This window comes from Bradyrhizobium shewense, from assembly GCF_900094605.1.
In the GTDB taxonomy this organism is placed as follows: Bacteria; Pseudomonadota; Alphaproteobacteria; order Rhizobiales; family Xanthobacteraceae; genus Bradyrhizobium; species Bradyrhizobium shewense.
In genome coordinates, this window is record NZ_FMAI01000001.1 from 620,357 (window position 1) to 646,969 (window position 26,613).

Genomic DNA, 26,613 nt, shown 5'->3' on the forward strand with positions numbered 1-26,613 from the left:
CAAGCGCTGGCTCAGGGCGCGGAAGATGTGATAATCCGGGCAGGTGCCGCGCATGTCGCGGCATTGAGCCGGATCAGGAATGACGTCCCCTTCCAACGAAATCGAACAACTCGAGCGCCGATTGCTGTCGGCCGCAGCCGAGAACACGCAGCTGCGCAGCGCGCTGGCGACTGCGCGGGATCGCCAAAGCGCCAGCGCGGAGATCCTGCGCACCATCGCGGCCTCGCCCTCCGATGCCCGGCCGGTGTTCGAGGCGATCGCGTCGAGCTCCAAGCGCCTGCTCGACGGCTTCTCCGCCACCGTGCTTCAATTCATCGGCGACGAGCTGCACCTCGTGGCCTACACGCCGACCAGCCCGGAGGCGGACGAAGGGCTCAAGGCGTCGTTCCCGCGCAAGATCACGGAGTTTCCGACCTTTGCGCTGGTGCGCGGCGGCGAGACGATCCAGTTTCCCGACAGCGAAGCCGCCGACGTGCCGCAGCTGAACCGCGATTTGGCGCGGCTGCGCGGCTTCCGCAGCGTGCTGTTCATGCCGCTGATGAACCGGGGCACGCCGGTCGGCATGATCAGCGTCACCCGCGCCGAGCCCGGCCCGTTCGCGCCCGACCTCGTGCAGCTGCTCCAGACCTTTGCCGACCAGGCCGTGATCGCGATCGAGAATGCCCGGCTGTTCAACGCGACACAGGAGGCGCTGGAGCGCCAGACCGCCACGGCCGACATTCTGAAGGTGATGGCGGCCTCGCCGTCCGACGTGCAGCCGGTGTTCGAGGCCATCGCGGCCAACGCCAACCGGCTGATCGGCGGCTTCTCCACGGCGGTGCTGCGCTATGTCGACGGCGCTGCGCATCTTGCCGCGTTCACGCCGACCGATCCTGCCGGCGATCGCGTGCTGCAGGCCTCGTTCCCGGTGCCGTTCGCGCAATTCCCGCCCTACCAGCTCGTGGCCAAGGGTGCGGCGGCGCAACTGCCCGACACCGAGCTCGAGCCGGCCGCCCGCGACATCGCGCGCGCCCGCGGCTATCGCAGCATGCTGTTCGCGCCGCTGATGAGTGAGGGCGAAGCGATCGGCATCATCATCACGACGCGCCGTGCGACCGGCGCCTTCACTGAGCATCATGTGCGGCTGCTGCAGACCTTCGCCGACCAGGCGGTGATCGCGATCAAGAATGTCAGCCTGTTCAATGCGACGCGGGAGGCGCTGGAGCGTCAGACCGCGACCGCCGACATCCTCAAGGTGATCGCGGCTTCGCCTGCCGACGTCACGCCGGTGTTCCAGGCCATCTCCGACAGCGCCAAGACGCTGATCGGCGGACATTCGTCCACCGTCACCCGCGTGATCGACGGCAAGCTGCATCTGGCCGCCTTCACCACGGATAATGAAGCCGGCAATGCCGACCTGCTCAGCTCGTTCCCCGCACCGCTGTCGTCGTCGGGCATTCACAGCCGCGTGGCTCGAAGCGGAGAATATGCCTTCCGCAGCGACATGCAGAACGAGCCTGATCTCACCGAGGCCATGAAGGAGCTGGCGCGGACGCGGGGCTATCGCAGCATCCTCGCGGTGCCGATGTTGCGCGACGGCATCGCGATCGGCACCATCGCCGTGACGCGGCCGCAAGCCGGCCATTTCCCGGACAAGGCCATCAACCTGCTCAAGACCTTTGCCGACCAGGCCGTGATCGCGATCGAGAACACGCGCCTGTTCAACGAGGTGCAGGCGCGGACGCACGAACTCGCAGAGTCACTGGAGCAGCAGACTGCAACATCGGAGGTGCTCAGCGTCATCAGCCGATCGGCCGGGGATCTCGCGCCGGTATTCGAGGCGATGCTCAGCAAGGCAATGCAGCTCTGCGGCGCCAGTTTCGGCGTGCTCAACACCTACGACGGCGCGCAGTTCCGCACAGCCGCCACTTACGGACTGCCCCCCACCTACGATGAATATCGGCGCAAGGCGCCCCTCAACTACGGTCCGGCCACCGCGCCCGCGCGGCTTTTGAAGGGCGAACCGTTCGTCGAAATTGTCGACCTGCTGGAGTCAGACGTCTATCGCAGCGGCGAGCCGAATCGTCGGGCGCTGGTCGATCTCGGCGGCGCCCGCTGCCTGCTCGCGGTGCCGTTGCTCCAGGATGAGCGCGTGGTCGGCAACGTCATGATCTTCAGGCAGGAGAGCCGACCCTTCTCGGAGAAGCAGATCACCTTGCTGAACCAGTTCGCGGCGCAAGCCGTGATCGCCATCGAGAACGCGCGGCTGCTCGGTGAATTGCGTCAGCGTACCGAGAATTTGACCGAGTCGCTTCAACAACAGACGGCGACTGCCGACGTGCTCAAGGTTATCAGCCGTTCGGCGTTCGACTTGCAGGCCGTACTCGATACGCTGGTCGAATCGGCCGCGCGACTATGCGAAGCCGATATGGCGGCGATTACCCGCAAATCCGGCAGCACCTATTTCCGGGCGGGCTCCTACGGCTTTCCAGCCAAATTCGTCGAATATGTAAGAGATCTTCCGGTCCGGCCGGATAGGCGTACCATCACGGGCAGGACTCTGCTCGGCGACAGGGTTGTTCATGTCACCGATGTGCTCGAGGACCCCGATTACTCCTTTGAAGGCCAGGAATTGAGCGGAAATCCGCGTAGCTTCCTGGGTGTGCCCCTACTGCGCGAAGGCAGCACCGTTGGCGCTATTGTTCTCGCACGTCGCGCGATCCGGCCGTTTAGCGAAAAGCAAATCGAACTCGTTACCAGTTTCGCCGACCAAGCCGTCATCGCGATCGAGAATGTGCGCCTCTTCGACGAAGTGCAGGACCGCACCCGGGAGCTTGCGAAATCGCTCGACGATTTGCGCGCGGCACAGGACCGTCTGGTCCAGACCGAGAAGCTCGCTTCTCTCGGCCAGCTCACCGCCGGCATCGCGCATGAGATCAAGAACCCGCTCAACTTCGTCAACAATTTTGCCTCGCTGTCCGCCGAGCTGACCGACGAGCTGAACGAGGTGCTCGCGCCCGTGACGCTCGCCGGTGATGTCCGCAGCGAAGTCGACGAGCTCACCGGGCTACTGAAGGACAATCTCGGGAAAATCGTGCAGCACGGACAGCGCGCCGATTCCATCGTCAAGAACATGCTGCTGCATTCGCGCGAGGGCGGCGGCGAGCATCGGTTGAGCGACGTCAACGCCGTGGTCGAGGAGAGCCTCAACCTCGCCTATCACGGCGCGCGGGCCGAGAAGCCGCAGTTCGACGTGTCGCTCAAACGCGAGCTCGATCCGGCCGCAGGCTCGGTCGATGTGTTCCCGCAGGAGATCACGAGGGTGCTGCTGAACCTGATCGGAAACGGATTCCATGCGGTCGCCAGGCGCAAGGCGGAGACCGAGGCGGCCGGTTACGAGCCGGTCGTGACGGCCGCGACCCGCGACCGCGGCGATCACGTCGAGATCCGCATCCGCGACAACGGCACGGGCATCCCGCACGAGGTGAAGGAGAAGATGTTCAATCCGTTCTTCACCACCAAGCCGGCCGGTGAAGGCACCGGCCTCGGATTGTCGATGAGCCACGACATCGTGGTGAAGCAGCATGGCGGCACGATCGACGTCGCGACCACGCCCGGCGAGTTTACCGAATTCACGATTGTGCTGCCGCGCAAGAGCAGCTTTTCAGACAAGCCCTGAGGACAATTTCGCCCGGGAGGCGGTTTGATGAATCTGGCGCGGTTCATTCGGCGACAACTCCTCTCGCTATCCGGCGTCGGCCTCATGCTTGGCGCGCTGTTCTTCGCGGCCGCACTGACGCCGACGCTGATCCCCAGGAGCTATCTCACGCAAGGTGTCCTCGCCGGCGGCTGCTTTGCGATCGGCTATTTCGCCGGCGTGCTGTGGCGGCGGCTGTGGCACTATCTCGAGCTGCCCGAGCCTTCGGCGCGCGCCAGATCGATTGCGAATGCGCTGGCGGCAGCCGCCTGCCTGCTCGTCGTCATCGTCTTTCTGCGGCAAACAGCCGAATGGCAGAACTCGATCCGCGCCGTGATGAAGATGGCGCCGGTCGAGACCGCGCATCCGCTCAAGCTCTGCGTCATTGCCCTGATCACGTTCGTCGTGCTGCTTGTGCTGGGGCGGCTGTTCGCGCTCCTCGCCCGCTTCCTCGCTGAGCATACGAGGCGCGTCATTCCGCGGAAGGTCGCCAACGTCATCGGCGTGCTTGCCGCGGGCCTGTTGTTCTGGTCGATCGCCAGCAATGTCCTGATCCGCACGGCGTTCAACGCGCTCGACTCCTCCTTCCGCGAACTCGACGTCCTGCTCGAGCCCGAGCGCCCGCAGCCGACTGATCCCGGTCGGACCGGAAGCCCGGCATCACTGGTGAAGTGGCAAGAGCTCGGGCGCATGGGGCGCCGGTTCATTGCCTCGGGTCCGAACGCAACCGAGATCAGCGCCGTCAGCGGAAGGCCGGCGCAGGACCCGGTCCGGGTCTATGTGGGCCTCGCCGGCGGCGCCACCGCGCAGGCGCGCGCCAGGCTTGCGCTCGAGGAGCTCAAGCGCCAGCACGGTTTTGATCGCAAGATCCTGATCGTCGTCACGCCGACCGGCACCGGCTGGATCGACCCTGCTGCGATGGACACCGTCGAATATCTCCACCATGGCGACGTCGCCAGCGTCGCGATGCAGTACTCCTATCTCAACAGCCCGATGTCGCTGTTGTTTCAGCCCGAATACGGCGCGGAGGCGGCGCGCGCGCTGTTCGCGGAGATCTACGGCTACTGGACGACGCTGCCGAACGACAAGCGGCCGAAACTGTATCTGCACGGGCTCAGCCTCGGCGCCATGAACTCGGAGAAATCCGCGGAGCTGTTCGAGATGATCGGCGATCCCATTGCCGGCGCGCTATGGAGCGGGGCGCCGTTCGAGAGCCGCCTGTGGCGCTCGATCACGGCGAACCGCAATCCGGGATCGCCGGCGTGGCTGCCGGAATTCCGCGACAATCGCTTGGTGCGCTTCATGAACCAGAACGGGCCGACGGTCCCGGCGGACGCGCCGTGGGGTCCGATGCGCGTGGTCTACCTGCAATATGCCAGCGACGCGATCACGTTCTTCGCCTATCGCGATGCCTACCAGGCCCCGGCCTGGATGAGCGCGCCGCGCGGGCCGGACGTGTCACCGGAGCTGCGATGGTATCCGATCGTGACGATGCTCCAGCTCGCCCTCGACATGGCGGTCGCGACCAACACGCCGATGGGCTTTGGCCATGTCTACGCGCCCGAGCATTATGTCGATGCCTGGATCGCAGTGACCGATGTCCATGACTGGTCCGCAGAGGCGCTGGCACAGCTCAAAGAGCAGCTTGCGGCGAAAGCGCGGAAGACGGGCGCGGGCAATGCCGACGACGATCCCGATCGCGGCGGCTAGAGCATGGTCCGGAAAAGTGCGCAGCGGTTTTCCGAAAAGATCATGCTTAAACAACAACCTAAAGCGCGATGACGATTCATCCTCATCGCATCGCGCTTTAGGCGCCTACTCCGCCATCTCCACCGGCTGCGCCGTGGTGGGACCGGCCAGCGGCCGCTCCTCCATCGCGATCAGGCACAGCGCGGCAATGGTCATCAGCGCGGTGGCGGCGCCGAACACGTAGCGGAAGGCGTGGCGCATGTCCTCAGCGGGGATAGCGACGGCGCCCGCGGCGTGGTGCTCGCCGGCGAGCGGAACGTCGATGCCGAGCGCGATCAGCAGGATCGCGGCGAACGCGGCCACCGTGAACGATGACATCAGCGAGCGGAAGAAGTTCATCGCGCCGGTGATGGTGCCGACTTGCGGGCGCGCGACCGAGTTCTGCAGCGAGACCACGCAGACCGGGAAGGTGGTGCCGAGCCCGAGCGCGAACGCCGCCATCAGAGTCAGCAGCCCCCACAGCGGCAAGGTGGTGAGCGTCAGGCCGAGGCCGCACAGCGCGGCCCAGGACGTGCCGATGATGGCGACGCGCTTGTAGTGTTTTGCACGGGCCATGGTGCGGCCGGCGACGGCGGCGCCGACGGTCGAGACCGCGGCGAGCGGGATCAGCGCGAGACCGGCCTCGCTTGCGCTCAAATGGTAGACCGACTCGTAATATAGCGGCAGCTGCACGGTGAGGCCGGTGATCGCCCCGAGCCCGCAGCCGCCGGCGGTCAGCGCGAACGGCGCGACCGATCCGGTCAGCAGCTTCAACGGCAGGAACGGCTCGTCGGCCCGCCGGGCGTGCCACACGAAGCTGACCGCGAGCGCGACGGCGCCGCCCACCATCGCAAGCACGGTCGGCGACAGCCAGGGATAGCGCGTACCGCCCCAGGTCAGCACCAGCATGAAGACGACGGCGGACGCCATCAGCAGAACGCCGCCGAGCCAGTCGACCTTGCGCTTGCGGTGGAACACCGGGATCTTCTTCATCTTCGGCAGCAGCATCACGATGGCCGCGGCCGCGAGCGGCAGGTTGATCCAGAAGATCATCGACCAATGCAGATGCTCGGCGAACACGCCGCCGATGACCGGGCCCAAAATGCCGCCGACCATCCAGACGCTGGAGAAATAGGCCTGGTACTGGCCGCGCTCGCGCGGGGAGACGACGTCCGAGATCACGGTCTGCACGACAGGCATGATGCCGCCGCCGCCGAGCCCCTGAAGGCCGCGCGCCAGGATCAGCATCGGCATGTTCGGCGCGACTGCGCACAGCACCGAGCCCGCCACGAACAGGCTGAGCGAGATGATGATCATGACGCGGCGGCCGTAGATGTCGCTCAAGGTGCCGAACACCGGCGCGACCGCGGTCGAGGCGAGCAGATAGGCGGTGATGACCCAGGAAAGATTGGAGACGTCCTGGAACTGGCGCCCGATGGTCGGCAGCGCGGTCGCCACGATGGTCTGGTCGAGGGCGGCCAGGAACATCGTCAGCATCAGGCTGATGACGATGGTGCGGACCTCGTCCTGCGACAGCGGCACCGGCGGCGCGATGGAGGGCGCATCATCGACGCTGATGACTTCGCTCGGAAGCCGGGACAGCTCCTCGGCGATATCGTCAGGCAAAGTCTGGATGTCGGCAGAACTGCTCTGCCGGTCGAACTTGTTCATCTCGCTCGGACGTCGTGGGGCGGCGCAACGCCGCAAAGGATTCGTTCTATGCAGCCCAATGTAGACAGCAAAGTTCTTCCCAGGCAGACGCCGCGGCGCATGGGTGCATCCCGCCCCCGGGCCATCCCGAAGACGTGATCGCCGCGCAAGACCTGACGGCGGTTCAGTCCTTCGGACGTCGCTTCAGGCGGGCTCGCTTCGGCAGCAGGGCCGGCCATTGCACGATGTGGTCCTCGAGCTCCTCGTCCGGGATCTCGTCCTCGCTGCCTTCGACCCGGCCGCGCACGGAGACGCCGGCGTCATGCACGGTGTTGGGATCACCGGAGACCAGCGGATGCCACCAATAGAGATCGCGCCCCTCGGCGACCAGCTTGTAGCCGCAGCTCGGCGGCAGCCAGTTCAGGGTGCGGACATTGGCCGGCGTCAGGCGGACGCAGTCCGGAACCTTGTCGGAGCGATTCGGATAGTCCTTGCAGGCACAGCTGGCGCCATCGAGCAGCTTGCAGCCGATATGGGTGAAATAGATCTGCCCGGTGTCCTCGTCCTCGAGCTTGTTCAGGCAGCAGCGCCCGCAGCCGTCGCACAGGCTTTCCCATTCGCCCGCCGACATCTCTTCCAACGTCTTGGTTTTCCAGAAGAATCCTTCCTGGCCTGAAGGTCGTTTGGGAACTGCGGTCATGCGCCTCAACAAAAGTTCGAAAGAGCTACGGCTCAAGCCATCTAGGGCGTGCGGCCGGGGTGGTGCAAGCAAGGCGCCTTTGAGGCCCGTAATGAACCGGGGTCAATTAGGCCTGTTGTTCAAAATCGCGAGCCTGACCATTGGTTTATGGGCCCCGCTCGGCTAGAAGGAACAGCAAGCCCCTCGGACGCTGGCCGGGCGCCTTGGGTTTGCCGCAACATTCCCTCAAGACGTCTCGATGCCGCCCCCGGCCGGGTGCTTGAACGCTTTCGAACCAAGCCTCAAGGGGTCTAGGTGCGCCAGATCATACCACCGCATTGGAAGCAGAAGGTCCGGAATTTCTTCCTGGACCTCGATGCGCGCATCGACTCCTCGCTGTTCTCCTCGGCCAAGGGCATCCGCGAGCTCTACGAGCGCTACTCGACCTTCATGGACCGGTTCTATGTCGGACGCTGGAAGCGCTGGGTGTTCATCGAGCCGCTGTCGGAGGCCGCGACCCTCGGGCTCGGCGGCCTGGTCGTGATGCTCACCCTCGCCATCCCCGCCTTCCGCGAGACCGCGGACGAGGACTGGCTGAAGAAATCCGATCTCGCGGTGAGCTTCCTCGACCGCTATGGCAACCCGATCGGCAGCCGCGGCATCAAGCACAACGATTCGATCCCGCTGGAAGATTTTCCGGACGTGCTGATCAAGGCGACGCTGGCGACCGAGGACCGCCGCTTCTACGAGCATTTCGGCATCGACATCGCCGGCACCGCGCGCGCGCTCGTGACCAACGCCCAGGCCGGCGGCGTCCGCCAGGGCGGCTCCTCGATCACCCAGCAGCTCGCCAAGAACCTGTTCCTGAGCAACGAGCGCACCATCGAGCGCAAGGTCAACGAGGCCTTCCTCGCGGTCTGGCTGGAATGGCGCCTGACCAAGAACGAGATCCTCAAGCTGTATCTGGATCGCGCCTATATGGGCGGCGGCACTTTCGGCGTCGACGGCGCGGCGCATTTCTACTTCAACAAATCCGCGCGCGACGTGACGCTGGCGGAAGCCGCGATGCTCGCCGGCCTGTTCAAGGCGCCGACCAAATACGCCCCGCACATCAACCTGCCCGCCGCCCGCGCCCGCGCCAACGTCGTGCTCGACAACCTCGTCGATGCCGGCTTCATGACCGAGGGTCAGGTGTTCGGCGCCCGCCGCAATCCGGCCTTCGCGGTCGATCGCCGCGACGAGGCTTCGCCGAACTACTATCTCGACTACGCCTTCGACGAGATGCGCAAGCTGGTCGACACTTTCCCGAAGTCCTACACCGAGCGCGTCTTCGTGGTGCGCCTCGCCATCGACGCCAACGTGCAGAAGGCCGCCGAAGACGCGGTCGAGAACCAGCTGCGCCAGTTCGGCCGCGATTATCACGCGACGCAAGCGGCGACCGTGGTCTCCGACCTCGACGGCGGCATCCGCGCCATGGTCGGCGGCCGCGACTATGGCGCCAGCCAGTTCAACCGCGCCACCGACGCCTACCGCCAGCCGGGCTCGTCGTTCAAGCCTTACGTCTACACCACCGCGCTGCTGAACGGCTTTACGCCGAACTCGATCGTGGTCGACGGCCCGGTCTGCATCGGCAATTGGTGCCCGCAGAACTATGGCCATTCCTATTCCGGTTCGGTGACGCTGACGCAGGCGATCACGCGCTCGATCAACGTGGTGCCGGTGAAGCTGTCAATCGCGATCGGCCAGAAGGAGCAGCCGAAGGCGCCGAACCCGGCCAAGATCGGCCGCGCCAAGATCGTCGAGGTCGCGCGCCGCTTCGGCCTCAAGGCGCCGCTGCCCGACACGCCGTCGCTGCCGATCGGCTCGGACGAAGTCACCGTGCTCGAGCACGCGGTCGCCTATGCGACCTTCCCCAACCGCGGCAAGGCGGTGACGCCGCACTCGGTGCTCGAAGTGCGCACCGGCGCCGGCGACCTCGTCTGGCGCTGGGACCGTGACGGCCCGAAGCCGCGGCAGGCGATCCCCGCCTCCGTCGCCGCCGACATGGCCGGCATGATGAGCCATGTCGTCAGCGAAGGCACCGCGCGCCGCGCCGCGCTCGACGGCATTCCGACCGCGGGCAAGACCGGCACGACCAATGCGTATCGCGACGCCTGGTTCGTCGGCTACACCGGCAATTTCACCTGCGCGGTCTGGTACGGCAACGACGACTACTCGCCGACCAACCGCATGACCGGCGGCTCGCTGCCGGCGCAGACCTGGCACGACATCATGCTCGCGGCGCATCAGGGCGTCGAGGTCCGGGAGATCCCCGGCATCGGCATGGGCCAGAAGCTGCCGCCGCAGCATGTGAGCAACGCGCAGGCCAACGCGGCGCCGAAGGTGCTGGAGACCAAGCCGGGTCCGCCGCCGGTGCTGACCAAGCGCGGCGCCGACATCCTGGTGCGCGTCGAGAAGCTGCTGGATGACGCCGCCAAGACGGCGAAGAAATCGGCGGATGCCGACACCAAGGCGGCTAGGCCGCCCTCGGCGACGAGCGCGCTCGCCTTCCCGCAGAACTATGCGGAAGAGAATGCCAACGCCTCCGCCCCGCGCAAGAACTGATCGAAACAAGTGCGGCTGATCCTGATCACATTGACGGCCCTTCTGCTCGCGACGGTGGTGGGCCTCGGCGCGACCTGGATGACGACGACGCGCGGCACCGAGATCGGCGCGCTGACCATCGGCGCCTGGACCGCGCGGCCGCGCACCGGCACCGCCGACGTCGATCCCTATTCGCGCGCCACCATCGTGCGCAACGGCGAGCTGCCGATCGGCACCGGCGACGGCGTCGCCTTCACCGCCACCACCGACGACAAGAAGAAGGCGCTCGACGGCCGCTGCGACGTCATCGTCTCCGGCGTGACGCCGCCGGCGCGGTTCTGGACGCTGACGCTGTACGACCGCAAGGGCCATCTCGTCGCCAACTCGCTGGCCCGCTACGGCTTCACCAGCCAGGAGATCGTACGCCAGTCCGACGGCTCGTTCGAGATCCGCATCGCCTCGCGCTCGCGCGCCGGCAACTGGCTGCCGACCGGCGGCATCGAGCGCTATGCACTGATGCTCCGCCTCTACGACACCCCGGTCGGCGTTGCGACGCGCACCCAGCGCGATGCGCCGATGCCGACGATTTCGACGGTGGGCTGCTCATGATCCGCCTCCTGTTCACCGTCGTTGCCGGCGTGGTGCTGGGCCTCGTGGTCCACCTCGTCAGCGTGCTGGCGCTGCCGCGGATCGCGACGCAGGACGCCTATTCGCGGCTGACGCCGATGACGAAGCTCAATGGCGTCAGCCAGCTTCCCCTCGCCGATCCCAACACTTCACCGATGCCGTTCATGGACCCGGCCTTTGCGCTGGCGATCTGCCGCTACGATCTCACAAGCGGACCGATCAAGCTGACGGTGCCGGTGAGCCAGGCCTACACCTCGGTGTCGTTCTACACCCGCAACGAGATCGCCTATTACGCCATCAACGACCGCTCGGCGGGCCGCAAGGTGATTGAGCTCGACCTGATGACGGAAGCGCAGCACAACGAGCTGCCGGAGGACGAAGAGGTCACCGCGGCCGACCGCCTGATCATCGATTCCCCCAGCACCACCGGTTTGATCGTGATGAAGGCGCTCGCCGCCGAGCCCGGCCTGATGCAACAGGCGCAGGCGACGCTTGCAGCCGCGAGCTGCGGCCCGCAGACCGAACAGCCCGCCAAGGCCGAGGCACCGCGCGGCCGGCGCTGAGCGCGGCTGGTTCGGCGGCCCTCAAAACAAAAAGCTGAAAAACAACCCCATGCACAGTAGCGGGGACGTTGAGATCATTGGGCTTGTGCGTGGACTCCTAAGCACGCCCGGCGCCCAATGTCGGCTCAGTGTCCAACAGCGGCGCGAAAGTGGCCGCCACTGAACTTCGCTTTTGGGCCAGAAGGCGACATTGGCGGCCCGGACTCGATCTCTATTTGGTGCGCACCGCGGGTCAGCTCAGGCGCACCCCGGGTCAGCACAGTTGACGTTTCAACTTAGCGCATCCCCCAAACCTCAAAGCGCGTTTGGCGCTGCGCTCTGATCCGTTTAGAGTATGGTGGGTTGGTGGGGCCTGGTGCGGCCATGGTGCAAGAGCGGATCCGAGTCGAGCGAAGATTATCAGCGATCTTGGCCGCCGACGTGGCCGGCTATTCTCGGCTCATGCACAATGACGAAGAGGCGACACACGCCAAGCTGACGGCCCTTCTCGCCGGAGGTGTCGAGCCCGCAATTGCGCAGCACGGCGGCCGCATCGTGAAGAACACCGGCGACGGGTTTTTGGCTGAGTTTCCAAGTGCGGTCGAAGCGGTGCGGGCTGCCATGCAGTTTCAGTCCCGCATCAACGAACTTTCCTGCGACGACGCGGAAGACAGGCGCATTCTCTTCCGTGTGGGACTCAATATCGGTGATATCATCGTCGAAGCCCATGACATCTTTGGAGACGGCGTCAACATTGCCGCCCGGCTCGAGAGCATCGCCGAACCCGGCGGCATCTGTATCTCTCAGACTGTCTTCAATCACGCGCGCGACAAGGTGCCGTTCGACGTTGAGGAAGCGGGTGAGCAAACTCTGAAGAACATCGCCCGGCCCGTCCACGTTTACCGCATCATCATCGACCCGGGCCTGCGGACTGCGACGCCCAAACGCGAGATTCCGGCGCTCGCGTTGCCTGACAAGCCATCTGTCGCCGTGCTGCCGCTGACCAATATGAGCGGCGACCCCGAGCAGGAATTCGTCTCCGACGGTATCGCCGAAGATGTGATCACGGCGTTATCGCGTTATCCCTCATTGTTCGTCATCGCACGGAACTCGTCGTTCACTTACAAAGGGCGAGCGGTTGATGTGAGACAGGTCGGGCGCGAGCTCGGCGTCCGCTACGTGCTTGAAGGTAGCGTGCGCAAGGCCGGCAGCCGGATCCGCGTGACCGCGCAGCTCATAGAGGGGCGACCAGCAATCATGTATGGGCCGAGCGCTACGACCGCGATCTCGCAGATATTTTCGCCGTGCAGGATGAGCTCACCGAGGCGTTGACGACTGCGCTCGCCCCCGCCATTGCAGACGCCGAGCTCCGACGCGCCATGCGCAGGCCGCCGGGCAGCCTTGATGCCTGGGCCGCCTATCAGCGCGGCCTGTGGCATCTGAGCAAAGCGACCGCAGAGGACGATGAGCGCGCCGAGAAATTCTTCAGACAGGCGATCGATCTCGACCCGACCTTCAGCGGCAGCTACAGCGCGCTCGCTCTGTACCAGCTGCAAGCGGCCGCGCTCTACCAGAAGATAGGCCTGCGAGACGCGCAACATTCGGCGGAGGCCCTGGCCCGCCGGGCGGTCGCACTCGATGGTGCCGACGCCGAAGCCCGTTCGTGCCTTGGCTGGGCCTTGCAAGCACGCGGCGAGGCTGACGATGCGTTGGCGGAGATTGAGCGAGCTCTCTCGATGAGTCCAAATCTGGCGATCGCGCATGGCCATCGAGGCGCGACGCTGATCTTTGCCGGACGGCACAAGGAGGGGGTCACGTCTCTCAACGTGTGTATCAGGCTCGATCCCCGCGATCCCTATCTGGCAGTCCGCTTGTTGCACATTGCGTGCGGTTTATATTTCTGCGGCGAATATGAGGCTTCGATCGAGGCCGCAAAACGCCTGATCCGGTCGTATCCGAATTTTCCGATGATCTACCGCTGGTCCGCGGCGGCGCTGGGCCAGCTTGGCCGTACAGCGGAAGCGAAGGAAGAACTGGAAAAGGCCGTCTCGCGCGCACCGGGGGCATTGGATATGTATGTCCGCAACAGAGCTCCGTGGTTTCGTCCAGAAGACCACGCGCATCTCGTCGACGGTCTGGGTAAGGCCGGATGGAGGGGGTGAGGCTGCATTGAACTGCGGTCCATCCCTTCTGTTTGCAGCGAGCTTTTCGACGTTCCCGCACGACGTCGTTTGTCGGATTGCCAAACGTCGGCTTCAAAATGCGAAGCACTCAGGTTGAGCAAATCTGGTCCGCTCTGACGCAGTGAGCGGACCTCCGTCAGACGCGGCGCAACGTCGCTGATGGGCCATGAGCCGACGTTCGCGCGCAGATGCGCGATAGTTGAGTATCGCGTTCGGGTCGGACCGTTCGGGCCGATTAGTTCACTGAGCGTTCAGCCCCACCGTTGATGGCTCACGCGTGACCGGCGGCGGGTTCCACTTTCCAGTCATCGCTTCCGTCCTCGGGGCGTACATGCGCAAGGTCAGGTTGAACGGGCCTTTCGGCGCTGGCAGCCAATTTGCCTCTCTGTCCTTGCCTGGACTTTCATTCTGAAAATAGAGGTCGAGCGATCCATCCGAGTTGTACTTGAACGGCATCCAACTGCTCACCGCAAACCGATTAAGGGAATTCGGGACTTGATAGCCCTCGCTGTCGTAGAGCGTGACCGACCAGAACGCGTTCACCGGCGGCGTGCCGCCTTTATCGAAGTGAAGCGTAAATTTGTTGGTGCCGTCGAGGGGCCTGTCCGTCTCGTCGGCAAGGTTCATCGGATAGATGGCATCTTCAGGGACGTTCGCACCAAGTCCAACCTGGGCAACGATGGCGCGTTTCAAATAGTAGTTGCCATACACACCCATGGTGTCGGTGTTCATTGCCCAGCCGTTCGCCACCCTCGCGAGCTTTGGGTACTTCCATGCCATTAGCTGCCGCGCCTCCTCTGGAGCGCTCACTAAAGCCTTGCGAACGGCTGGATCGACCTTCTCGATATCAAAGCCCTTACCGGGCTCGATGCCGATCTTTTTCAGCTGGTCGACCATGGGTTGATCGGTGATGTGGGGTGGATTGACCTTCAGCAGCTCGGCAGCATAGGCGAAGTACTCGCTGGCGGGCATTGTGTCTACTTGATGCTTCGGTGGCGTTTTCATATCGACGGACGGATCAATCTTCACTTCCGCCCGCTTCGGGGCTTTTCCCCATTCCGAGAGCGGGGTGACCTTGTAACCCGCTTGTATCTTGTGAACCGCATCGTAGTCCGGCGGCCCATCGGTCTTCGTTCGTCCGACGATCAAGACAATGGGCGTCGGGGCTTCGATCCGCCGGGTGTCCTTCGGTAGCTTGAACTCCTCCACAAATCTATCTCGGAGGTCGGGTCTCCAGCCGGGCGGGGTAATCAGGAACGTGCCTGCCTGGGTGCCCGTGGTTCGCCAGCCGGGTGACGCAAATACATCCGTCCAAGCATCCAACATCGGCATCAAGTAATACCGTCCGCCGGTGTCCGGCACCGAGAAAACAATCGGTTCCTTGGTCATGTCGAGCCAAGCCCAAGAATACAGGGTATCGAAGTTCATTCGCACCACGCCCTTATAGTCGCCGGGCGGATAGGCGGGAAAATTAGAGAACGTGTTCATCGGGCCCTTGCCGATTTCCTTGCCGGCCTCGATGTTTGTGGACTGCTTCCGCGTCACGTCGAATGAGACGATGGGATAGAAATAGACATAAGCGTCGATGCCGATGGCGCGTGCTTCCTCTTCACTGATCGCTTGCTCGGCATTCGTCCCTTTCAGCGGAACGAACATGGCCAACAAGCTCAAAGTAAGTAGCATCATCCGGATTTTGTGCATCGGACTTCTCCACATCGGGGAATAGGCCGGTCTGCCGAGCCGAACACTTTTGCGTCAAAGTATCTGGCGAAACGCGCGGCGGCGAATAGCAACTTCGGCAAGTGGACGCCTCCGTGCATCGTGCCACGTGAGTGGAACTTTCCCTTGACTTAGATCAATGGTGGTAGGGCGAACGCATCGCTCCGGATGTCCGCTTTGGGTCAAAGGCTGCCTTCGGCAGCCAGAAGACCTTGGTCGGGTCATCTCTATGAAGCGGACATCGACGCAGCTCTGGGCTGAGATCAGCAACGGCCACAAGCTGACTCGTGCACAGCAGCAACAACTCCCCTAATCGATCACCTCGTCTGCGCGGGCGAGCAGCATCGGCGGGACAGTGATGCCCAGCGCCTTCGCGGCCTTGAGATTGATGACCAACTCGAATTTGGTCGGCTGCATAACCGGCAAGTCAGCGGCCTTGGCGCCCTGAAGAATTTTGCCGGTATAAAGTCCAATCTGCCGGTACGCGTCGGCCAGGCTGATCCCGTAGCTCATCAGGCCGCCGGCCACCACAAACTCCCGGAACTCGTAGATTGCGGGAACGGCGTAGCGCGCTGCCATTGTGACGATCTGCTGGCGGTGAGCGTTGAAGAACGGATCGGCCGCGACGAGGAGAGCGTCGGTATGGTGCTCGGCCAGGATCGCGAAGGCCCTGTCGAGTTCCGGCTCGTTGTGGGCCCTTAGAACGTGAATCTCCCGCGCGAGGGTTTGCGCAGCCGTCTTCGCTTCCGTCAACTGGCTGTCGGCGCCGGGAGTGCCCGGATTGACCAGCATGGCGATGGTCGCGGCGTTTGGCACCAGTTCGTGCAGCAGGCCCAGCCGCTTGGCTTCCAAAGAGTTGGTCATCACATAAACGCCGGTGGCGTTTCCGCCGGGTCGGTTTAGGCTGGCAACGAGGCCCAGCTCGACAGGATCAGTGGCTGAGGAAAACACGGTCGGAATTGTGGTGGTCGCAGCCTTCGCGGCTAGCGCCGAGGCGCCGCCGCCGGTCGCAACAACCACCGCAACCTGGCGCCGGACCAGATCGGCAGCCAGCGCGGGCAAACGATCATTGTGATTCTCGGCCCAGCGATATTCGATCACGAGGTTGTGGCCTTCGATAAAGCCGGCTTCCTTCAGGCCCTCGCGGAACGCGGCTACGGGGCGGGCGATCGCACCAGGCGACAAGTTGTTGAGGAATCCAATGACCGGTGTGGCCGGCTGTTGCGCGCGTGTCGAGAGCGGCGCGACGAGGATGGCCGCTCCCATTAAAGCTATAAAACACCGGCGCCCACTCATGATCGCTCTGATGGTGCATTTCCAATTTCGGCAGCGCGCGAGCTTGCCATCATAGCCGTTGAAATGGTGGATTGAAACGTTGGTGATGTCTGGTGCGGGTCACCAGCGGCCCTCGAAGTGGGCACGGCCCCGCGTCCGGTCTGCCGCGGGTAGCCGACACCACAATGGCCTCAGCCTTGTTCGGCTAAGGGCCACTTCCGGACGCCCGCATTGCAACAGGAAACCCTATGCGGTCCTCAGCGGCGCGGTGAGCGCCAGCGTCGCCACGGCATCCGCTATTCCCAGCGTATCTGCATAGGTAACCATGTGACCGGCATCCTCCACCAAGTGTAGCACGGAGCGGGGCAACGCCTCGTGCAGGCGGCGCGACTGGTCGGCCTCGATGAGCCGGTCACTCTTCCCATGCACGATCCTGACGGGACACCGGATACCCTGATACTGAAGCTGCAATTGCGCAGCAGCTGGAATAAGGAACGCGCTCTCCTCGGCTGCCGCCCTCAACTGCTTGGGCCGGAGAGCCAACGAGATCGGAAATTCATTCTTGAATTCCGGCGGAATGGCACGCGGCGCGAACAGCGTGCGCATCAGCTTCGGCGCAATAGCCCACGATATGATCGGCGAGATCGTGTAGCGCATCAGATCGCCCAGCAACGGCAGTGCCGGACCTGACATGAGCCAAAAGTCCATCCGAGAGGTTGGAAAATAGTAGCCGGACACAAGCACCAGCCCGCTCACGGCATAACCGCTTCGCAGCGCCAGCGCGATCGCCACCAGCGTTCCCCAGGAGTGGCCGAGCACCACGGGATTGCGCACCCCGAGCTGATCAAGAGCTTTCGCGAACAAGGAAGCTTGCGTTGTGGGCGTCCAGATGCGCGTGCGCGGACGGTCGCTGTAGCCAAACCCTGGCCGGTCGAAGCAAACAACGCGATAGTTGCGGGCCAGACGGTCGACCAATCCGCTGAGGACGAGATCCTGAACCATGGTGCCATTTCCGTGGAGGAGGACCACGCAAGGCGCGGCGGCATCGCCCCGTTCGATATAGTGAAGGCGCACTCCGTCGCACACGGTGAAGACGCCGATAGGCGGATTCGTTCGCTCCGCTGTCACCTGAAACGTGATGTTGCAGAGGATCAGAACGACAAGCCCTGCCAAAACGATCAGCAGAACGGCTTCAGTTGTCGACATGGTGTCAACCTCCATTCCCGATCGCGGGTCTCTCGGATTGGCGGCATCGAGCCCTCTAAGGGCTGCTGATTCCGCTCCCTCCTAGCCAAAAGAACCGTGATCGCCCCGTGCGTGGTCCGCGTTGCGTCCATCCTTTGCCGCAGCGGGTACCGCTTGCAGTTATCGTCCCGGCAGAACCGTGAGCTCTCGGGGCGGCTCGATGCGCCAGAACGGATATGCCGACAACTCTTTCGAATGCTGCCCGAACATATCGACCCGTCTGCTTGTAAACTCCATAATGACGGCGAAAAATTCAGTTGGTGACCTGATCGTCGCAAGTCTCAGGCTGAAATCGAAAGCAAATTGCACGTTGGCCTGAGCTATCTCAAGAAGCTTTTCTTGGTACGCCTGCGTGTTTGCCGTGGCTAAGGCAAAGCCTTTCATTGGATCGCTGTTAATCATTCTCCGACTGAGGTCATCTGGCAGGGCATCCACCCGAGACTCAATGACAGGAACCCCGGGTCTAGGATCGTCACGAAGCCTAGGAGGTGGTTCAATCGAGGCTGCCGCAACAGAGCGAGGTCCATTCTCTTTCGAGCTTTTAACAATGGCCTGCTTGTTCCGTTGGGCCCGCGCGGCCGTATTCGGATTGCGGGCGCGCTTTGACGCTGGTGGCAGTTTGCGTTTGCTCATCTGACGCTCCAAGAATATGGGGGGCGACCACGGTCATTTCTGAACGGACAACAGGCTTTGCGATGTGGCGTTCCAAACCCGCGCATTGTTGGAGTTCCGCATGAACTGAGATCACGCACGTTCTGCGATGTGGACGTTGATTTCAGGTAGCAACTCCAACCAACAAACGTCTAGCTGGCGATCTTCCGGCCTATACTCAATGGGCGTCGGCCTGAGAACAATTAGCTCTCCGCTCGTTGTGCTTTGCGGCGACTACGCAAACATTCATGCCTTGATCGCGAGACCTCCTCGTATCGAGGGCAGCATCGGCTGCGGCCATTGATAGGCCGCATCGCTGCAGCAATTTGAATGCTCTCGTCACTAGCAGTTCGGAAGCTCGGCGACGTGCTCGAGGACAGCCTGAGCGCCCTTGCAACCAGATTACCCACCGAGCGAATGCTCGAGGAAGAAGCGCAGCATTTCCCTCGTCGCATCCGGCCCATGTGGATCAGTGTAGGAACCGGCGGGACTGCCGCCTGACCACGCGTGTCCGGCGCCATCGATAGTCCAGTGTTCGGAGATCGCCCGACCGGCCCCGTCGGTTAGGACCGTGCGAGTATAGGCATGGCCGTGGGGTACGCGTCCGCGAAGTACCTTCGTCGTCGGCCTCGTTGCCCTGGCGGATTGCTCGATAATCTGATCGCCATTCTTTGGATGCACCGTCGTGTCGCGATCACCATGGAAAACGATGGTCGGCGGCACACAAGTTTTGCCATCCGCAATTGCCTTGGAGCCGCCCCCCTGCCGCATCGCGACGAACGCGGAGGGAAGATCGCTCGCGGCCCCACACGCCAGGCCTGAATGAATGCCGACGGCCGCGTACAGGTCGCTATATGTTGCGCCCATGATGGCAGCGGCGGCCCCACCGGCAGAGAGACCCGCGACGTATACGCGCTTCGGATCGATCGCATGGTCGCGCATGATCTGGCGGGTAATGCCGGCGATCATCGAAGGCTCGCCCCCGCCGCGGCGCTGGTCACCGGTGCGAAACCAGTTCCAGCATTTCGACTGGTTGGCTCCGCTCGGCTGCTCAGGATAGACCACGAAGCAATTCTGCTCTTCCGCCCGGAAGTTCATCCGGGTGCCGGCCGCGAAATCGTCCGGCGACTGGGTGCAGCCATGAAGCATGACGATCAGGGGAAGCCGTTGTCCCTGACAGCGGCTTGGGATGAACAGCTTGTAGGTCCGGCTTCCCGCGGCGTTACTGAAAGTACCGGCGATAAACCGTGTGCCGTCGGGCATGATGTCCGATGGGGACAGAGGAGCGCGCGTGATCGGACTTCGCAGGCCGAGCCCGGAAATATCCCGCATGCCGTCGAGCGGTGAGGAGCGTCTGCGTCCTCGATCAAAGCGGGCCGGCGAGATCTGCGGAGCCTCCCGCTCCTCGACGAAGTTGGCCGTGGCGTCGATGGTAAGCGGATCGAGCCGCGGGAGCCGAGCTTGAGCGCCGCTGCGAGACTCCGGTCTTGGAGCGCCACCGCCCTGGAGCATGCGTTGCAGGAGCGCGGTGGCCTCGACCAGTTGGCCGGCACGCGTGAGGCGGGTGGCTTCGCGGACTATGTCTTGATCCAGCATCGTTCACCTCGTTCTGTCGGCGAGAGCGGCCTTGACCGCGGGAGTGGCGTGAAGGGCCCCCAGCACCGAGATCGACGCGATTGTGGCGCGAGCCAACTCGGGAGTGACGTCCTGGGCGATGGTGGCTAAGCCCAAAACATTGATCTGCAGCATTTCGCCGGCGCGCCGCGCCGCTTCGAGATCCTCGCGAGTGTAGTTGCGCAGCCCGAGGTCCAGGTTCTTCCGGGCCGTGGATTGTCTGACGACCTCTACGTGGCGCTCGAGCTGGTTCCGGATTGCTGTCCGGATGAAATCGGTCCGATTCGAATAGAACCCTTCCTGCACCATGAGATCGACATGACCGAGGTCGACATAGCCAAGGTTGATCGTGATCTTCTCGGTGTCGGGGGCCTTGGGTCGCAGCTCGCGCACATTATCGGCCATAGCTAACATCCATTCTTACCATCCCATTGGATGGTATATGGATGTTATTTGGATACTTCAAGACGTCTTTCAAGGGCGTAGCGAAACCCCGCGCGGCCGGCGCTGAGCGGGGCTGCTTAGGCGTTCGCAAAACAAAAGCGCGAAAACAACCCCATGCAGTAGCGGATGCATCTCCTCAGATGCCGGAACTCGCCGTTTCGGCTTTCATCGCGGCCTGATGCATATCGATGACCGCCACCGCGATGAACGTAATCGCGACGCAGAACGCGATGACGGCGAAGAACACGGTCGCACCGTAGTTGAGTGCGAATGTGCCGATATACGCGCTGACAATAGCCCCCGCTCGGCCGAAGCCGGCTGCCGCACCGACACCGGTCGACCGGACGTTGGTCGGATAGATGTGGGCCGCCAGCGCATAGAGAGAGCCTTGCGCGCCGAGCAGACAGAAGCCTTCGATGCACAAGAGAGCCATGAGCAACGGCTGGGTTTCGGTCGATATCGGTATCGATGCCAGGATCACTGCGCCGATGGTCGCCGCGCCGGCAACAGTCAGGATCGCAACGCGCGTCCCATACCTGCCGATCGCCCAACCGGTGACGATGCAGCCACCGACGCCCCCGAAATTGAACAGTGCCAGACCGAAGCTCGCCGTCTGCACGTCAAAACCCTTGCCGGTCAAGAGAGTGGGAGCCCACGCGTAGAGGACGTAGACCGGCAACAAACAGAAGAAGAACGCGATCCAGAGCGCCGTCGTCGTACGACGAAATCCGGCAATGAACAGTGCGGTGAGCGAAGCACGTTCGACACCGACGTCGCGCCGGTCGATGAAGGCTTTGGAAGCGGCAGCGGCCTCGTCCAGGATCCGAACGGATTTCGCCACCTTTTCCATGTCAGCGCCACGCGCCAATAGATATTGCGGCGATTCCGGCAGTGCGAACATCAGGATCGCGGCGACGATCACCGGCAACACGCCGCTGACCACGAAGAGCATGCGCCAACCATATTCGGGCTGCAGCTGAGCGGCGATCAGGCCACCAATCATGCCTCCGATGGGGATGCAGACAATGCCCAGCATCACGGAAAGACTGCGATTTCGCCTAGGCGTGAATTCTGCGATCAGCGCGGTCGCCGCCGGAAGGGCACCGCCAAGTCCAAGGCCCGCCAGGAAACGATACAAGCCGACCTCGCCGACACCATGAGCAACCGCAATCGCAAAGGTCGCCGCACCAAACAGGAAGACGGATGCGATGAGGGCAACCTTGCGTCCGAGCCAGTCGCCGACGACGCCCCCGATCGGCGTGCCGATCGTCATGCCCACGAAGCCCAACGCGAGGGCCGGAGCGAGATCGCCGCGCGTGACGCTCCACTCCTTGATCATCGATGGTATGGCGAAGCCGAGAATTTGATTGTCCAGACCGTCGAGGACGATAGCGAGAGCGCAGAGAAGCAGCACCTGCTTTCGCGAGGCGTTCCACGTCCCCTCCTCTGCGAGTGAACCGATGTCGATAACCCGCTGCTGCGGTGTGTCCAGGACCTGTGTCGTCACGTTCGTTCTCCCCCTTTTGTAAACGCTTTCGAATATCTCTGCTCGGGCGGCCGCAACTCGGCCGCCCAATTCCCGCCAGGCACGTTCGTCTGGGGCTCCAGTCAGACAGCCGTCGTCACATTCGCCTCTTTCGCCTTCGACCGGGCGGCTTCCATTCGGGCCGCGCCCAACGTGTTGGCGAGCAGACACGCGATGGTCATCGGCCCGACGCCACCCGGGACAGGCGTGATCGCGCCGGCGACCTCAATCGCCTCGTCGAAAGCGACATCGCCGACAAGCCTCTCGGCTCCTGAACCGGACTTGATGCGAGTGATGCCGACGTCGATGACCGTTGCGCCCGGCTTGATGAAATGACCGCGGATCAAGCCTGGGACGCCGGTTGCGACAACGAGGATGTCGGCTTCCCTGCAGCGCCGTTCCAGATCGGTGGTCCGAACGTGCGCGATGGAGACCGTGCACATCTCTTGCAACAGCAGCCGCGCCATCGGCCGGCCTACGACGTTCGATGCTCCCACGACCAGTGCTCCGAAGCCGGCGATGTCGTCGTGCACCGATTTGATCAAACGCAGGATGCCTAGAGGCGTGCACGGAACCAAGGCGCCTTCCATTCCGGCGGCCGTCCGCCCCACGTTCAACGGATTGAATCCATCGACATCCTTGTCGGGCCGGATAGCCGTCACGACGCGCGCGGCATCGATCTGAGGGGGCAACGGAAACTGAACCAATATCCCGCTCACCGCGGGATCGCGGTTCAACTGCTCGATCAAGTCGAGCAACAACCGCTCCGGCGTGTCCGCAGCGAGCACGAACCGGCGTGATCGCATGCCAACAGCTTCGGTCTGCCGCACCTTGTTCGAGACATAGACGTGGCTGGCGGGGTCGTCGCCGATCAGCACGACGGCCAACTCCGGGACCGCCGCGCCGCCGGCAACCAGGGCGGCGACGCCTTTGGCCACTTCATTCCGAACCTCGGCAGCGAGCGCCCTTCCATCGATGATGCGCGCGGACATGGGCATGTCAGACCTTGGAGAGATCAGCGCGCCGGTTGTCCTTCTTGTAGGGCGCCGGCGCCACCTTCGCGCGGATCTGCTTTTGCCGACGTCCGGGCTCGCCCCAGACCACGTCGACCTCATTGCCAATCTCGGAATGATCGACGTCGATGGTGCAGAGCGACAACATTTCGCGGAAGAAGTAACTGTATCCCCGCGACGTCGTCACGCCGACGTCCTTTCCGCCACTCAGCACGCGGTCTGCGTACATGAAGCCGCGCTGGTCGCGAGGCATCTCCATGTACTGGTACGGCTCGTGCTCCTTCTGAAAGAGGGAGGCGTGAACGTCGGCCACGTCGTCTCCGTTCCAGACGAGCGTGCGGATCACGCGCTTTGGATGGGCAACTTCGTCCTCGAGCGCCGCGCGTCCGATGAACTCATGATCGAACTTGATGTTCTTGGCCCAGCCAAGCTCGACCGGGCTCCGGTACCAGTCACGGACGTCGTCCGACTGGAAGCTGCCTGCGATGTTGAAGGTCGAGGCGAACCCCGGCATCGCTGCGCGGAATTCATCCTGATACTCCTTCATGTCCTCGTCGAAGATCGCGGGCATGTAGTCGGTGACGATGGTCGGGAAGCAGGCCTCGAGATGGTTGATGAAGATCGCGCGGCCGCCGATCCGGCGCAGGCCGAACTCCTGGCCGGCAGCGACGATGGCATCGTAGACGGCCGCTGCCTGCCCCATAGGCCCCTGAAGCTCGAAGCCGATCTCGCCAGACATGCCCTGTCGCAGCGCGAGCATCTTGCAGCCGGCAATCTCGATCTCGCCCGAATGCATGAACTTGACGTCTCGCAGCGACTGCTTCGCGACCTTTTCAAGGAGCGCGAGCGATGTCGGCCCCTGGACCTGGAAATTGAACCAATCATCGGCTGCGGACGTCACCTTGTAGTCGCCGTGCCGGCGGATGTAGTCGACCCAGAATGTGCCGCGCCCGAACAACATGAACTCGTCTTCGGACAACCGCGTGAGGATGCCCTCGGCGATGACCTTTCCCTGCTTTGTCGTATGGACGACGTGCTTGGACTGACGGATGTCGAACTTCTGGAAGCTGTTGACGGAAGTATCCGAGAAAAGCTTCAGGGCATCGGGTCCCTTGAAGCGCCGTTCCCAGAGGAACGACCAGTCGCCGATCGCGCAGGTCTCCTTCCACGACATGCTCTCGTCGATCCAGTCGGTGTATTCGGGAAGGCCCCAACGCGAGGTGAAATAGCCTTCGGGTGTCTTGCGCATGCCCTTGGGGGTCAACATTGTCGTGCTCCGTTTCTCAATTAGAGAAGACGATCGTTCGATCGCCGTTGATGATGACGCGGTCCTCGAGGAAGAGGTGGACCGCGCGCGAGAGGACGCGCCGTTCGATGTCGCGCCCCTTCCGGACCAGATCGTCCGGCGTATCGCGGTGGCTGACGCGTTCGACGTCCTGTTCGATGATCGGACCTTCGTCCAGATCGCTCGTCGCGAAGTGCGCGGTGGCTCCGATGAGCTTCACGCCGCGCGCGTGCGCCTGATGATAGGGCTTTGCGCCCTTGAACCCCGGCAGAAAGCTATGGTGGATGTTGATGCAACGGCCATGGAGATGGCGCGAGAGATCATCCGAGAGGATCTGCATGTAGCGCGCGAGAACAACGAGATCGGCATTCGTCGTCGCGACAAGCGCCTTGATCTGCGCTTCCTGCTCCATCTTGGTTTCCTTCGTAACCGGAAGGTGATGGAAAGGGATGTCGCCGACGAGGCTGACGGCAAGGGCCGAACGCGGATGGTTGGAAACGATCCCGACGACGTCCATCTGGAGCTCGCCGAGCCTGTGGCGATAGAGGAGATCGCCCAGGCAGTGATCGAATTTGGAGACGAACAGGAGCACGCGCTTGCGTTCGGCCTGGGATCGGAGCTTCCACTCCATGCCGAACCTCCGGGCGATGACCTCAAGGCCTGCTCGCGCCTTCTGCGCGCCCCCTTCCGACAGTGTGACACCGACCCTCATGAAGAAGCGTTCGCTCATGATCTCGTCGACCTGCGCCGCCTCGATGATGTTGCCGCCGTTCTCGAACAGACAGCGCGAAACGTCGGCCACGATCCCGGGCACATCGCGGCATGACAGGGTCAGGATGTATTGAGAGCTTCCAGCAATTTCAGACTGCATCTACGGACGATTCCTCGCGCCACGCGCGGTCGTGCTCCGACGCACCGACGTGGTGAGCGGATGTGGAAAGGTGAGAGGCTGACTGAGGAAGGGGACCGGACCAGCCTGCACGGCCGGCGACCTACGGCTTTGATTTCACTCCCAAAGTCGCCCCTGCGGGGGCGTTGCGGAGACCATCGCGCATAAAGCCGTCATTGAAAATCCGGTATTATTCAATACAAGCTATCAATGTGATGGATATCAGACGGCTCGACCTGAACCTTCTTCTGCTGCTCGACGGGCTCTTCCGCACCCAGAACCTGTCGGCGCTCTCCCGTGAGCTCGGAATGAGCCAGCCGATGGCCAGCACGGGTCTGCGAAAGCTGCGGGATTTCTTTGACGATCCCCTGTTTCTCTCGACCGGGCGCGGCATGCGGCCAACGCCCTTCGCGGAATCAATCGCGGAAGCCGTGCGGACAGTGCTGTCCACCGTCGATCAGCAGATACTCCGCAAGCCGCGTTTCGTGCCGGAAGAGAGCGACCGCGTGTTCACGGTCACAACCTCGGATATTGGCGTCCTGATTTTCATCCCGCCGATCCTCCAACGCATTCGCACCATGGCACCCGGAGCGAGCTTGCGGTGCCTGCCGACGTCGCACGAGGATCTGGAAGACGCGCTCGAAAGCGGCGAGATCGATCTGGCGATAGGCTATTTTCCGGACCTCGTCGGTCCGAACATCGTGACAGAGGACCTGTTCGATCATCCCTTCACCAGCATCGTCCGAAAGGACCATCCAACGATTGGTGACACCCTCTCGCTCGAACAGTTTCTCGCTGCGGACCATATCGTCGTAAACCAGCAGGGTCGCAGTCAGGAGATCTTCGAAAGGCGCGTTCGCGAGCTCAAGCTGCAACGCCGCGTCGTGCTGCACCTGCCGCATTTCATGAGCGTGCCGCAATTGATTGCGACGAGCGACATGATCTCCACCGTGCCGTTCTCGCTCGGGGCCTGGTACGCGAACGCCGGGCTGAAGCTGCTACCCCCGCCGGTCTCGATACCTCTCATCGAGTTGAAGCAGCACTGGCACCGGCGGATGGACAACGAACCCGCTGTGCGCTGGCTTCAAACAATCGTGGCCGAGGAGCTCCGGGACCGCGACCCCGCGCTGGCGATGTCGGCCGATTATGCCAAGTCGCGCGCCAAAGCCGCGGCACCCACCGCCGGGCGGGCTGCGACAACGACCGCGTCACGGCGGCGGTAACGCGTCACGAAGAGTTCACCATTTGGAGGAAACCGCGCCAGTCGGCGCGTACCGGCGGCTTC

General features: G+C 63.3%; 20 protein-coding genes. 8 read left to right on the forward strand and 12 right to left on the reverse strand.

Translation table 11 applies throughout. From position 1 onward, the window contains the following. The first annotated feature begins 79 nt into the window (after window positions 1-79). Both GA0061098_RS02645 and GA0061098_RS02650 read left to right on the forward strand, forming a co-directional pair. Window positions 80-3,658 carry a GAF domain-containing protein gene (locus tag GA0061098_RS02645; protein WP_091953110.1) on the forward strand — a complete coding sequence of 1,193 codons (3,579 nt, stop codon included), beginning with the start codon at window positions 80-82 and terminating at the stop codon, window positions 3,656-3,658. 27 nt (window positions 3,659-3,685) lie between these two features. After that, on the forward strand, window positions 3,686-5,386 hold the full coding sequence (locus tag GA0061098_RS02650; RefSeq protein ID WP_165637107.1) for an alpha/beta hydrolase: 1,701 nt from the start codon (window positions 3,686-3,688) through the stop codon (window positions 5,384-5,386). 105 nt (window positions 5,387-5,491) lie between these two features. Here GA0061098_RS02650 and GA0061098_RS02655 read toward each other — a convergent pair whose 3' ends face one another. Further along, on the reverse strand, window positions 5,492-7,075 hold the full coding sequence (locus tag GA0061098_RS02655) for an MDR family MFS transporter (protein ID WP_091953113.1): 1,584 nt from the start codon (window positions 7,073-7,075) through the stop codon (window positions 5,492-5,494). 163 nt (window positions 7,076-7,238) lie between these two features. Continuing rightward, window positions 7,239-7,754, reverse strand: coding sequence for a YcgN family cysteine cluster protein (locus GA0061098_RS02660; protein WP_091953116.1), 516 nt, complete (start codon window positions 7,752-7,754; stop codon window positions 7,239-7,241). Window positions 7,755-8,048: 294 nt separating this feature from the next. Here GA0061098_RS02660 and GA0061098_RS02665 point away from each other — a divergent pair, with 294 nt between their 5' ends. The 5 genes from GA0061098_RS02665 (at window position 8,049) to GA0061098_RS02685 (ending at window position 13,647) form a co-directional block, all read left to right on the forward strand. Next, window positions 8,049-10,337: a transglycosylase domain-containing protein gene (locus GA0061098_RS02665; RefSeq protein ID WP_091953118.1), complete on the forward strand. Its 2,289-nt coding sequence runs from the start codon at window positions 8,049-8,051 to the stop codon at window positions 10,335-10,337. Between the two features lie 9 nt (window positions 10,338-10,346). Beyond that, window positions 10,347-10,925, forward strand: coding sequence for a DUF1214 domain-containing protein (locus GA0061098_RS02670; protein ID WP_018315808.1), 579 nt, complete (start codon window positions 10,347-10,349; stop codon window positions 10,923-10,925). After that, complete coding sequence (locus GA0061098_RS02675; RefSeq protein WP_091953120.1) at window positions 10,922-11,506, forward strand: DUF1254 domain-containing protein; 585 nt, start codon at window positions 10,922-10,924, stop codon at window positions 11,504-11,506. The genes GA0061098_RS02670 and GA0061098_RS02675 overlap by 4 nt, the downstream gene beginning before the upstream one ends. A 408-nt stretch (window positions 11,507-11,914) precedes the next feature. Continuing rightward, window positions 11,915-12,817, forward strand: a complete 903-nt coding sequence (locus GA0061098_RS02680) for an adenylate/guanylate cyclase domain-containing protein (RefSeq protein ID WP_165637108.1) — start codon at window positions 11,915-11,917, stop codon at window positions 12,815-12,817. Further along, complete coding sequence (locus tag GA0061098_RS02685) at window positions 12,790-13,647, forward strand: tetratricopeptide repeat protein (RefSeq protein WP_091953124.1); 858 nt, start codon at window positions 12,790-12,792, stop codon at window positions 13,645-13,647. The genes GA0061098_RS02680 and GA0061098_RS02685 overlap by 28 nt, the downstream gene beginning before the upstream one ends. Before the next feature lie 261 nt (window positions 13,648-13,908). Here the strand turns inward: GA0061098_RS02685 and GA0061098_RS02690 are convergent, their stop codons facing one another. The 10 genes from GA0061098_RS02690 to purU all read right to left on the reverse strand — a co-directional run bounded on the left by GA0061098_RS02690 (window position 13,909) and on the right by purU (window position 25,310). Next, window positions 13,909-15,369, reverse strand: a complete 1,461-nt coding sequence (locus tag GA0061098_RS02690; RefSeq protein ID WP_091953127.1) for a DUF1254 domain-containing protein — start codon at window positions 15,367-15,369, stop codon at window positions 13,909-13,911. A 327-nt stretch (window positions 15,370-15,696) separates the two neighbouring features. Beyond that, window positions 15,697-16,653, reverse strand: a complete 957-nt coding sequence (locus tag GA0061098_RS02695) for an ABC transporter substrate-binding protein (protein WP_165637109.1) — start codon at window positions 16,651-16,653, stop codon at window positions 15,697-15,699. Between the two features lie 255 nt (window positions 16,654-16,908). After that, window positions 16,909-17,868, reverse strand: a complete 960-nt coding sequence (locus GA0061098_RS02700; protein WP_165637110.1) for an alpha/beta fold hydrolase — start codon at window positions 17,866-17,868, stop codon at window positions 16,909-16,911. A 159-nt stretch (window positions 17,869-18,027) separates the two neighbouring features. Then, entirely contained in the window at window positions 18,028-18,540 is a 513-nt protein-coding gene (locus GA0061098_RS02705; protein ID WP_091953134.1) for a phasin family protein, read from the reverse strand. 420 nt (window positions 18,541-18,960) lie between these two features. Then, window positions 18,961-20,154 carry an extracellular catalytic domain type 1 short-chain-length polyhydroxyalkanoate depolymerase gene (locus tag GA0061098_RS02710; RefSeq protein ID WP_091953137.1) on the reverse strand — a complete coding sequence of 398 codons (1,194 nt, stop codon included), beginning with the start codon at window positions 20,152-20,154 and terminating at the stop codon, window positions 18,961-18,963. Between the two features lie 3 nt (window positions 20,155-20,157). Then, window positions 20,158-20,577 carry a CopG family transcriptional regulator gene (locus tag GA0061098_RS02715; protein ID WP_091953913.1) on the reverse strand — a complete coding sequence of 140 codons (420 nt, stop codon included), beginning with the start codon at window positions 20,575-20,577 and terminating at the stop codon, window positions 20,158-20,160. A 175-nt stretch (window positions 20,578-20,752) separates the two neighbouring features. After that, window positions 20,753-22,312: an MFS transporter gene (locus GA0061098_RS02720; protein WP_091953140.1), complete on the reverse strand. Its 1,560-nt coding sequence runs from the start codon at window positions 22,310-22,312 to the stop codon at window positions 20,753-20,755. Continuing rightward, entirely contained in the window at window positions 22,225-23,133 is a 909-nt protein-coding gene (locus tag GA0061098_RS02725; protein ID WP_091953916.1) for a bifunctional 5,10-methylenetetrahydrofolate dehydrogenase/5,10-methenyltetrahydrofolate cyclohydrolase, read from the reverse strand. The genes GA0061098_RS02720 and GA0061098_RS02725 overlap by 88 nt, the downstream gene beginning before the upstream one ends. Window positions 23,134-23,140: 7 nt before the next feature. Beyond that, complete coding sequence (locus GA0061098_RS02730) at window positions 23,141-24,421, reverse strand: glycine cleavage T C-terminal barrel domain-containing protein (protein WP_245323140.1); 1,281 nt, start codon at window positions 24,419-24,421, stop codon at window positions 23,141-23,143. Window positions 24,422-24,437: 16 nt separating this feature from the next. After that, window positions 24,438-25,310: a formyltetrahydrofolate deformylase gene (gene purU, locus GA0061098_RS02735; protein ID WP_091953143.1), complete on the reverse strand. Its 873-nt coding sequence runs from the start codon at window positions 25,308-25,310 to the stop codon at window positions 24,438-24,440. Window positions 25,311-25,543: 233 nt separating this feature from the next. Between purU and GA0061098_RS02740 the strand changes: the two genes are divergently transcribed. After that, window positions 25,544-26,551 (forward strand): LysR family transcriptional regulator, encoded by a 1,008-nt coding sequence (locus GA0061098_RS02740; RefSeq protein WP_091953146.1) that lies wholly within the window; start codon window positions 25,544-25,546, stop codon window positions 26,549-26,551. Window positions 26,552-26,613: the final 62 nt, after the last annotated feature.